At 70.9% G+C, this 10,861-nt stretch carries 5 protein-coding genes; all 5 read left to right on the plus strand.

Annotation, left to right across the window (positions count from 1 at the left end):
* Nucleotides 1–126: 126 nt before the first annotated feature.
* The 5 genes from aceB to WMF11_RS48570 all read left to right on the plus strand — a co-directional run bounded on the left by aceB (nt 127) and on the right by WMF11_RS48570 (nt 10,857).
* Nucleotides 127–1,749: a malate synthase A gene (gene aceB / locus WMF11_RS48550; RefSeq protein ID WP_437905809.1), complete on the plus strand. Its 1,623-nt coding sequence runs from the start codon at nt 127–129 to the stop codon at nt 1,747–1,749.
* A gap of 75 nt (nt 1,750–1,824) precedes the next feature.
* A complete protein-coding gene (aceA, locus tag WMF11_RS48555) occupies nt 1,825–3,123 on the plus strand; it encodes an isocitrate lyase (RefSeq protein WP_437547590.1) in 1,299 nt (432 codons plus the stop codon).
* Nucleotides 3,124–3,524: 401 nt separating this feature from the next.
* Nucleotides 3,525–5,885 (plus strand): glutamine--tRNA ligase/YqeY domain fusion protein, encoded by a 2,361-nt coding sequence (locus WMF11_RS48560; RefSeq protein WP_437975605.1) that lies wholly within the window; start codon nt 3,525–3,527, stop codon nt 5,883–5,885.
* Nucleotides 5,886–6,076: 191 nt separating this feature from the next.
* Nucleotides 6,077–6,898 (plus strand): hypothetical protein, encoded by an 822-nt coding sequence (locus WMF11_RS48565; protein ID WP_437547592.1) that lies wholly within the window; start codon nt 6,077–6,079, stop codon nt 6,896–6,898.
* Nucleotides 6,899–6,909: 11 nt separating this feature from the next.
* A complete protein-coding gene (locus tag WMF11_RS48570) occupies nt 6,910–10,857 on the plus strand; it encodes a serine/threonine-protein kinase (RefSeq protein ID WP_437975606.1) in 3,948 nt (1,315 codons plus the stop codon).
* Nucleotides 10,858–10,861: the final 4 nt, after the last annotated feature.

Below are 10,861 nucleotides of genomic sequence, written 5' to 3' on the forward strand. Positions count from 1 at the left end.
TAACAAGCTGTAAAGCCCTTTCGTCTACATCGTTATCCGCCTGCATTTCAGTGCGAAGTTGACGCTGAAACCTCGTCGACAAACATAGGTTGCTTGTAACGACGCGCAGCGTTGCAGGAGATGTGGATGAGCCAGAATCATGAGACCGCAAGCGTCCGCTTGCTCGCTCCTCGGGTCGGGGGCGACGAGTCCGTCCTCACGCCAGAGGCCCTTCGCTTCCTCTCCGGTCTTGGGCGCAAGTTCGCTGACCGGGTACCCGCCCTGCTCGCCCGGCGGCGCGCCGTGCAAGAGCGGCTGGACGCGGGCGAGCGGTTCGATTTTCTCCCCGAGACGCGGGATGTGCGCGAGGGCGACTGGACGGTGGCGCCGCTGCCCGACGACCTCCTCGACCGGCGCGTGGAGATCACGGGTCCGGTCGATCCCAAGATGATCATCAACGCGCTGAACTCGGGCGCGAGCGTGTTCATGGCCGATTTCGAGGACGCCACGTCGCCCACGTGGAAGAACCTCATCGAGGGGCAAGCGGCGCTGAGGCTCGCGGCGCGGCGCGAGCTCCGTCACGACGACCCGGCGACCGGCAAGCGTTACGCCCTCGGAGACAGGCTGGCGACGCTGCTCGTGCGTCCGCGCGGCTGGCACCTCCCGGAGAAGCACGTCGAGCTCGACGGCAAGCCGCTGCCGGGCGGGCTCTTCGATTTCGGACTCTATTTCTTCCACAACGCGCGTGAGCTCGTCCGCCGCGGTACCGGGCCTTACTTCTATCTGCCGAAGATGGAGAGTCACCTGGAGGCGCGCCTCTGGAACGACGTCTTCGTGTTCGCGCAAGAGGCGCTGGGCCTCCCCATCGGCACCATCAAGGCCACGGTCCTCATCGAGACGCTGCCCGCGGCGTTCGAGATGGACGAGATCCTCCACGAGCTGCGGCAGCACTCGGCCGGCCTCAACTGCGGTCGCTGGGACTACATCTTCAGCTTCATCAAGAAGCTCCGGAACGACCCCGCCTGCGTGATGCCGGACCGCTCGCAGGTGACGATGGAGCAGCATTTCCTGCGCTCGTACACGCAGCTGCTCGTGAAGACGTGCCACCGCCGCGGCGTGCACGCGATGGGCGGCATGGCGGCGCAGATCCCGATCAAGAGCGACCCGGAGGCGAACCGCGCGGCGCTCGACAAGGTGCGCGCCGACAAGCTGCGCGAGGTGAAGGACGGACACGACGGCACCTGGGTCGCGCACCCGGGGCTCGTGCCGCTCGCGCGCGAGGTGTTCGACGCGCACATGCCGGCCGCGAACCAGATCGAGCGCAAGCGCGAGGACGTCCGCGTCTCGGCGGCCGACCTGCTGCGCGTCCCCGAGGGCGCGCGCACCGAGGCGGGCCTGCGCCACAACATCCGGGTCGGCGTCCAGTACCTCGAGGCGTGGATCAGCGGCCTCGGCTGCGTCCCGCTCTACAACCTGATGGAGGACGCGGCCACCGCGGAGATCTCCCGCACGCAGGTCTGGCAATGGATCCGCCACGGGGCGACGCTCGACGACGGCCAGCCGCTCACGGTGGAGCGCTTCCGCGCGGCGGTGGACGGCGAGATGGCCGCGCTCCGCGGCGCGCTCGGCCCGGCGCGCTTCGACGGCGGCCGCTTCGCCGAGGCGCGCGCGCTGTTCGAGCGGCTGTCGATCGGAGAGACCTTCGAGGAGTTCCTCACGCTGCCTGCTTACGAGCTCTTGATCTCCACCGCCGGAGAGCGGCGCTCGTGACGCCCGGCGCGCTTCGTTTGACGTCGACACAGCGGCCGCTGCCGCCCCAAACCCCAACGCACTAGGAGCCCAGTCATGTCCGCTGCTTTCCCGCTGAACACGCCGATCTCCGCCGACTCCCTGCACGCGCCGCCGAGCGACACCGTCCCGGGCCGGTGGAGCGGCGTCGTCCGCCCGTACTCCGAGGCGGACGTCGCGCGCCTCCGCGGCACCGTCCGTATCGACTACACGCTCGCGACCCTCGGCGCCAAGCGGCTCTGGAACCTGATGCACTCCGAGCCTTACGTGGCGGCGCTCGGCGCCCTCACCGGCAACCAGGCGATGCAGCAGGTCCGGGCCGGGCTCAAGGCCATCTACCTGAGCGGGTGGCAGGTGGCGGCCGACAACAACGAGGCCGGGACCATGTACCCCGACCAGAGCCTGTACCCGGCGAACAGCGTCCCGACGCTCGTGCGCCGCATCAACCAGGCGCTCCTCCGCGCCGACCAGATCGAGAACGCCGAGGGCAAGGCGGGGCGCTACTGGCTCGCGCCCATCATGGCCGACGCGGAGGCGGGCTTCGGCGGGCCGCTCAACGCGTTCGAGCTGATGAAGGCCATGATCGAGGCGGGCGCCTCGGGCGTTCACTTCGAGGACCAGCTCGCCTCCGAGAAGAAGTGCGGGCACATGGGCGGCAAGGTCCTCGTCCCGACCAGCCAGTTCATCCGCACCCTGATCGCCGCCCGCCTCGCCAGCGACGTCATGGGCGTACCGACCGTCCTCGTGGCCCGCACCGACGCCGACAGCGCCAAGCTGATCACGTCCGACGTCGACCCGCGCGACAAGCCGTTCGTCACGGGGGAGCGCACGCCCGAGGGCTTCTTCGTGCTGAAGGGCGGCCTCGAGGCGGCCATCGCGCGCGGGCTCGCGTACGCGCCCTACGCGGACCTCGTCTGGTGCGAGACCTCGACGCCGGACCTCGATCAGGCGAAGCGCTTCGCGGAGGGGATCCACAAGCAGTTCCCGGGCAAGCTGCTCGCCTACAACTGCTCGCCTTCGTTCAACTGGAAGAAGCACCTCGACGACGCGACGATCGCCCGGTTCCAGCGCGAGCTCGGCGCGATGGGGTACAAGTTCCAGTTCGTGACCCTCGCCGGGTTCCACTCGCTGAATCACAGCATGTTCGAGCTCGCCCGCCAGTACCAGCGCCGGGGGATGGCGGCGTACTCCGAGCTCCAGCAGGCCGAGTTCGCCGGCGAGCAGTTCGGCTACAGCGCGACCCGCCACCAGCGCGAGGTCGGGACGGGCTACTTCGACGAGGTCGCCCAGGTGATCTCGGGCGGTGCTGCGTCCACGCTGGCCCTGCACGAGTCCACCGAGGCCGCCCAGTTCTGAGCGCCCGCGCGGGCGTGCGCCCTCCGCCGCGCACGCCCGCGTCTGTCCGCCGCGGCGCCCCCCATCTCCGCCCGCCCGTACCCAGTCCGCCCCGAGGAATCCTCCTCGTTTTGCAGCCCTCTTCAACGGGAAAATTGAACAGGGAGGCGGGGAGACAGGGAGTATTTGAGGATTTTTCTCCCCGTCTCCCCGTCTCCCTGTGAATTTCCCGGAGAATTCAAGGGGATGCTTCGCCCGTCCCCCCTCCGCCGCGTCTTCCCCCGCGCTTCGCGAGGCGCCCGTCCTCGCGGGAGCGCGGCGCCCGGCGCGCCGGGCGGGCGCCGTCTCCGCGGTGGCCCGGCGGGTGCCGTTTGAGTAGGCTCGGCGCGGGCGGCGCCGCCCGAGCCGAGGTGAAAAGAGCTGTGACAACGCAGAGCCCCAGAGCGAGCGACGCTGACAGCAGCGTCGCCGCGTCCAACTTCATCCGCAACATCATCGCCGAGGACCTCGCCGCCGGCAGGCACACGCGGGTCGTGACCCGGTTCCCGCCCGAGCCGAACGGCTACCTGCACATCGGACATGCGAAGTCGATCCTGCTCAATTTCGGGCTGGCGGCGGACTTCGGGGGCGCGTGTCACATGCGCTTCGACGACACGAACCCGGCCGCCGAGGACATGGAGTACGTGGAGTCGATCCTGCGGGACGTGCGCTGGCTCGGCGGCGACTGGGGCGACAAGCTCTTCTTCGCGTCGGACTACTTCGAGCGGCTCTACGCCTTCGCGGTGGAGCTCATCCAGAAGGGCAGCGCCTACGTGTGCAGCCTGAGCGAGGCAGAGACCCGCGAGCTCCGCGGCACCGTCACGGAGCCCGGTCGGGAGAGCCCCTACAGGAACAGGTCCGTCGCGGAGAGCCTGGATCTCTTCGCCCGGATGAGAGCAGGGGAGTTCCCGGAGGGCGCGCACGTGCTCAGGGCCAAGATCGACATGGCCGCTCCCAACATGAAGATGCGCGATCCGCCGATCTACCGCATCAAGCGCGCGCGCCACTACCGGACGGGCGACGCGTGGTGCGTCTACCCGCTCTACGACTTCGCTCACAGCCTCTCCGACGCGATCGAGGGGATCACCCACTCGATCTGCACGCTGGAGTTCGAGAACAACCGGGAGCTGTACGACTGGATCATCGAGCACCTCGACGTCCCGTCCCGCCCTCGCCAGTACGAGTTCGCTCGGCTCAACCTGAGCTACACGGTGATGAGCAAGCGAAAGCTGCTGGCGCTCGTGAAGGGCGGGCTCGTGACGGGCTGGGACGACCCGCGCATGCCGACCATCGCCGGCCTCCGGCGCCGCGGGGTGACGCCCGAGGCCATCCGCTCGTTCTGCGAGGAGATCGGCGTCGCCAAGACGAACAGCATGGTGGACATCGCCAAGTTCGAGTCGTGCGTCCGAGACGATCTGAACCTCCGCGCCCCGCGCGTCATGGCGGTGCTTCGCCCCCTCCGGGTCGTCCTCGTGAACTACCCCGACGGGCAGGTCGAGGAGATCGACGCGCCCTACTGGCCCGAGGACGTGCCGAGGGAAGGCTCCCGCAAGGTCCCCCTGTCCCGGGTGCTCTACATCGAGCGCGACGACTTCCTCGAGGACCCCCCCAAGAAGTGGTTCCGGCTCGCGCCCGGGCAGCAGGTGCGGCTCCGCTACGCCGGGTTCATCACCTGTCGCGAGGTGGTGAGAGACGCGGTGACAGGAGAGGTCGTCGAGCTCCGCTGCACGTACGATCGCCCCACGAAGAGCGGTGAGGCGCCCGACGGCCGCAAGCCGAAGGGGACGTTGCACTGGGTCTCGGCCGCCCACGCGCTCACCGCCGACGTTCGGCTCTACGACCGGCTCTTCGCGGCCGAGCGGCCCGACGCGGTCGACGAGGGAAAGGATTTCCTGGAGAACTTGAACCCTGGTTCGCTGGTTGTCCTGAGCGGGTGTCAGGTGGAACCGAGCCTGTCCACGGTCGAGAAGGGGAGCCACGTCCAGTTCGAGCGCCAGGGGTTCTTCTTCGTGGACCCCATCGACTCCGCGCCCGGCGCGCCCGTCTTCAACCGCACGGTGGCGCTCAAGGACTCGTGGTCGAGGCTCTCGGCCGAGAAGCCCGCTCGGGCCCCTGGGCCCGCGCCCGAGGGCCCGGCCGCGAAGGCGCCGCCGCCGGAGCCTCGGCGCGAGCGCGCGCCCTTCGAGGAGCGCCTCGCGCGGCTCGACCCGGCGCGGGCCGAGAAGGCCAGACACCTCATCGATACACGTGGGATACCGGGCGACGACGCGGTGGTCCTGGCCGACGACGACGGCCTCCTCCGGCTCTTCGAGGAGACGGTCGCCGTGCACGACAACCCCCGGGGCGCCGCCAACTGGGTCATCCATTCGCTCGCCCGGGAGATGAAGGACAGGAAGGCAGGCGACCTCCCCGTCTCGGGTGCGCAGCTCGGCGAGCTCCTGGCGCTGATCGATGACGGGACGATTTCCGGGAAGATCGCAAAAGATGTCCTCGCTGAGATAATGCAGCAGGGCGGTAGTCCGAAGGCGATCGTCGCGCAGAGAGGGCTCCGGCAGGTCGCCGACGAAGGCGCCCTGGAGCGCATCGTCGACCAGATCATCGCCGGCCATCCAGGCGAGGTTTCCCGCTTCCGCGCGGGGAATTCGAAGCTGATCGGGTTCTTCGTCGGCCAGGTCATGAAGGCCTCCGGCGGTAAGGCGAACCCCGACCTGGTCAATACGCTGCTGGCCAGGAAGCTGGCGTAAATCTCCCACCCACGCGCTGTTTCGCTTCCCCCCCGACGCGGGGTGCGCCCGAGTGCTGCGCTCTGCGTTATCCCACTCCCGGCACCTGACTAGGTGTTGCGTGTCGTGGCGGTGTGCAGAAACATGTCCAGCAAAATGTCCATAAATCAATTGAACTTGATAGCTGGAGTGGTGTAGATCTGATTGGTACTATGGAATCTGCACGCCAGTTCGCTCTCCTCGCTTGCGTGGCGGTGTCGTTCTCGCAGGCGGCTTGCGTCGCGTCTGCCGAGCTCGAAGGGGACGATGAGGCGGTGGAGGAGGTCCAGCAGGCGGCCATAACGGCCAACGCGCTGACCATCAACGCGCTGACCATCAACGCGCTGACCATCAACGCGCTGACCATCAACGCGCTGACCATCAATTCGTTGATGGGTAACTCGCTGACGAGAGATGCGCTCCGTACTCCCGAGTCGAGGGAGCTCATCAGCTTCATTGTGGGCTGCGCGCTCCCCGAGGAGGCCCGCCTCGACGTCAAGGTCGATGGGGTGCCCTACAGCTTCGTCGGGGATCTCGGCCTCGCGCCCGAGTGGGGCTCGAAGCGCGGCTCGTGTGATGAAGACTGCCAGGAGTGGGTCTCCGCGTGCCTGCTCGCGCGCGTGAACTACCGGGGCGAACACGTCATGATCTCGCTCCGCGGACAGCACGAAGCGCTCTCGTCCACGAAGCGGGAGCGGGCGAGGTACGACGCGGCGGAGGCGACCTACTTCGGCAACGTCTTCCAGAAGCCGCAGCGCCTCTTCGCCTGCCTCGCGCCGGGCAAGAGGCAGATCCCGCGCGTCTGCGGGCCCTCGATCGACGACTGCCCGATCGATGTCGTGGGTGAATGTGAGGACGTGTGCGATGGGCCGAGGTCGGACGGCAGCTTCTTGAACTGCCGCGATCGTGAGCCGCTCGACCTTCCGTGCGGCCCCCGCGTCTTTCCGCGCGGCACCGACCGCTACAAGGCTTCGGTGTCCGTCTTCCTCGAGTAGCATCGGGCGGCGTGGATTCCGGCGCCGTCCTCGCGAACCGCTTCGTCGTCGGGCAGCAGGTTGCGGCCGGGGGGATGGGGACGGTCTATCGCGCGCACGACCGCCTCGACGACCGCCCGGTCGCCCTCAAGGTCCTGCACAGCCGCGAGGCCTTCGACGTCGAGCGGTTCGAGCGCGAGTCGCAGATCCTCGCCGAGCTGAGCCACCCGGGGATCGTGCGGTACGTGGCGCACGGGGGGACCGGCGCCGGGGACCACTACCTCGCCATGGAGTGGCTGGAGGGCGAGGACCTGGCGGCGTGCCTCGCGCGCCGGCAGCTCGCGCTCGCCGAGAGCCTGGCGGTGCTGCGCAGGACCGCGGACGCGCTCGCCTTCGCGCACTCGCGCGGGATCATCCACCGCGACGTCAAGCCGAGCAACATCTTCCTCGTCGCCGGCGACGTCGGCCAGCTCAGGCTCGTCGACTTCGGGATCGCGCGCCCGGACGGGGAGTCGCGGCGGCTCACCTACACGGGCGGGATCCTCGGGACCCCGGGGTACATCGCGCCCGAGCAGATCGAGGGCGGGGGCGCCCTCGACGCGCGGGCGGACGTCTTCTCGCTCGCGTGCGTCTTTTACGAGTGCATCGCCGGGCGCCCGGCCTTCGAGGGGGCGCACGTCATGGCGGCGCTCGCCAAGCTCCTGTTCCAGACGACGCCCCGGCTGCGAGAGGTCCGCGCGGACGTCCCGGAGCCGCTGGAGCAGCTCATGGACCGGATGATGGCGAAGAACCCCGAGGACCGGCCGCGTGACTGCGGCGACGTCGGGGTCGAGCTCGCGCAGATCGCGGAGGTGCTCGACGCCTGGGCGACGCCGCGGCCCGCCACGCTGGCCTCCCCGAAAGACGCGACCATGCGCTCGGCGCGGCCCGATGGCTTCCTCACGCGCAGCGAGCAGCGGCTCGTGTCCCTCGTGCTCGCCGGCGAGCCGGACGACGTGCAGATGAGCGTCGCGGCGGCCGGCGGCGTGCCCAGCGCCTCGGACGTCTCGAGCGTGCTGCAGGAGCTCTCGAGCGAGGGCCCGGGCTCCGCGGTGCCGCGCTCGGAGGTGCGGGCCGCGGTGGAGCCCTACGGCGCCCACATCACGGAGATCTCGCGCGGCTCGCTCATCGCGATCCTCGCCGGCGCCGGGAGCGCCGTGGACCGGGCCGAGCGGGCGGCGCGGTGCGCGCTCGCGCTGCGCGCGCGGTTCCCCGGCATCCCGCTCGCCGTCGCCACGGGGCGCGGGGTATCGTCGGCGAAGCTCATCGAGGGCGACGTCATCGACCGGGGGGTGCGCGCCCTGCGGGCCGCGCACGCCGGGGCGGTCCGGCTCGACGACGTGACGGCCAGCGTGGTCGGCGGCCGGCTCAAGGTGGAGACCGACGAGAACGGGCCGTTCCTCGCGACCGAGACGGCGGTCGACGAGAGCGTCCCCGTGCTGCTCGGCAAGCCGAGCGTCTGGGTCGGCCGCATCCGCGAGCTGTCCATGCTGGAGGGCGTGTTCTCCGGGTGCGTGAGCGAGTCGCTGGCGAGCGCGGTGCTCGTGATCGGCGCGGCGGGGGCCGGGAAGTCGCGGCTCCGCCTGGAGTTCCTCACCCGGGTGCGGCGCCAGTTCGGGTCGGTGGAGATCCTCTCCGGGCGGGCCGAGTCGATGGCCGCCGGGTCCCCGTTCGGCCTCATCGCCGACGCGATCCACAAGACGGCGGGGATGCGCGAGGGCGAGCCGGTGGAGGCCCGGCGGCGCAAGCTGACGCGCCGCCTCGGGCGCCACCTGAGCGGCGAGGCGCTGAGCCGGATCGCGGCCTTCCTGGGCGAGCTCTCGCGGACGCCGTTCCCCGACGGCGAGACGAGCGGGCTGCGCGCGGCGCGCGACAACGCGATGCTCATGGCCGACGCGACGCGCGCGGCGTGGGAGGACTGGCTCGCCGCCGAGTGCGCGGCGCAGCCGGTGCTGCTCGTGCTCGAGGACCTGCACTTCGGCGATCCGGCGACCGTGCGCCTCATCGATCAGACGCTCCGGAACCTCCGGGACCTGCCGCTCATGCTGCTCGCGCTGGCCCGGCCCGAGGTGAGCAAGCAGTTCCCCGGGCTGTGGACCGACCGGGAGGTGCAGACGATCAAGCTCGGGCCGCTGCCCGCCAAGGCGAGCGAGCGGATGGTGCGGAGCGCGCTCGGCGAGGACACGCCCGCGGAGACGGTGGCCCGGGTCGTGGAGCGGGCCGACGGCAACCCGTTCTACCTGGAGGAGCTCATCCGCGCGGTCGCGACGGGCAAGGGGGACGTGCTGCCCGACTCGGTGCTGGGCACGGTCGAGGCGCGGCTCGACGCCGAGGGGCACGAGGCGAAGCGCGTGCTGCGGGCCGCGAGCATCTTCGGCGACCGCTTCTCGAAGCTCGCGGTGGCGGCGCTGCTCGGCGGCGCGACGCGCGTGAAGGAGACCGAGACGTGGCTCGACGCGCTCGCGGCGCGGGAGCTCATCGCCCCGGTCTCGACGCCGGGGTGGCTCATCCCGACGGACTACGTGTTCCGCCACGCGATCGTGCGCGAGGCGGCGTACGCGATGCTCACGGAGCCGGACCGCGCCCTCGGCCACAAGCTGGCCGGCGAGTGGCTCGAGCGCAGCGGGCACACCGACGCGATGGCGCTCGCGGAGCACTTCCGTCGCGGCGGCGAGCCGGCGCGCGCGGTGCGGTGGTACCGGAGGGCCGCGGAGCAGGCGCTCGAGGCGAACGATCTGGCGAGCGCGCTCGCGCGCGCCGAGATGGGCGTCCAGTGCGGGGCGGCGGACGAGGAGCTCGGGCGGCTGCGGCTCGTGGAGGCCGAGATCGCCCTGTGGCAACAGGAGACGGCGCTCGCCGTGCAGCGCGGCACCGAGGCGGCGGGCCTCGTGCGGACCGGGAGCTCGCCGTGGTTCCGCGCCATCGGGCAGGTGATCATCGCGGAGGGGAAGCTCGGCCACTTCGATCGCGTCGAGGCGTGGGCGACGCGGGCGGCCGAGGCGGCGGGCGCGATCAGCGCGCGGATCATGTGCCTGTGCGACGCCGCGACGATCCTGAGCTTCGGCGGCCGCTACGCGGCGGTCGACGCGCTGATCCAGATGCTCGAGGCGGCCGCGAGCGAGCCCGCCGGGCTCGAGCCGCAGGCGGCGGGGCAATACCAGCAGGCGCGCGCGGTCCGGGCGCACACGAGGGGCGACATCGGGGCCGCGCTGAGCGGGTTCACGGCGGCGAGCGCGGCGTTCGAGCAGGCCGGCGACCGCCGGAACGCCTGCGCGGCGCGCTCGAACCTGGGCTTCTTGTACGGCGAGCTCGGCGACTTCGAGGTGGCCGAGTCCGAGCTCCGGACGGCGCTCGCCGGGGCGCAGCGCATGGGCCTCGACGACCTGGAGACGGCCGCGCTCCAGAACCTCGGCTACGTCATCGCCCACCTGGGGCAGCTCGAGGAGGCGAAGCTCCTCGAGCAGCGCGCCGCCGCGGCGTTCCAGCAGCAGGGCGACCGGCGCATGGAGGGCGTGACGCTGACGTACATGGCGAAGATCATGCTCCTGTCGGGCGATCCCGTGGCCGCCGAGCGCGAGGCGCGCGCCGCGGTCGAGGCGCTGGTCGTGGCGCCTCCGCTCCGCGCCGCCGCCGTGGCGGTGCTCTCGCGCGCGCTGCTCGCGCAGGGCCGCCCGGAGGAGGCGCTGCCGGCCGCGCGCGAGGCGTTCGTGCAGCTCGAGGAGGCGGGCTCGCTCGAGGAGGGTGAGGCGCTCGTGCGGCTCGCCTACGCCGAGGCGCTCGCGGCGGCGGGCGCCGCGCGCGAGGCGGCGGAGGCGCTCGCCGTCGCGCGCCAGCACCTGCTCGACCGCGCGGCGAAGATCAGCGACGCGTCCTTTCGCGAGCGGTTCTTGACGTGCGTGCCCGACAACGCGAAGACCCTCGCGCTCGCCGCCGCCGGGTGACACG

The sequence above is a fragment of the Sorangium sp. So ce295 genome (assembly GCF_051527405.1).
GTDB lineage: Bacteria > Myxococcota_A > Polyangia > Polyangiales > Polyangiaceae > Sorangium > Sorangium cellulosum_B.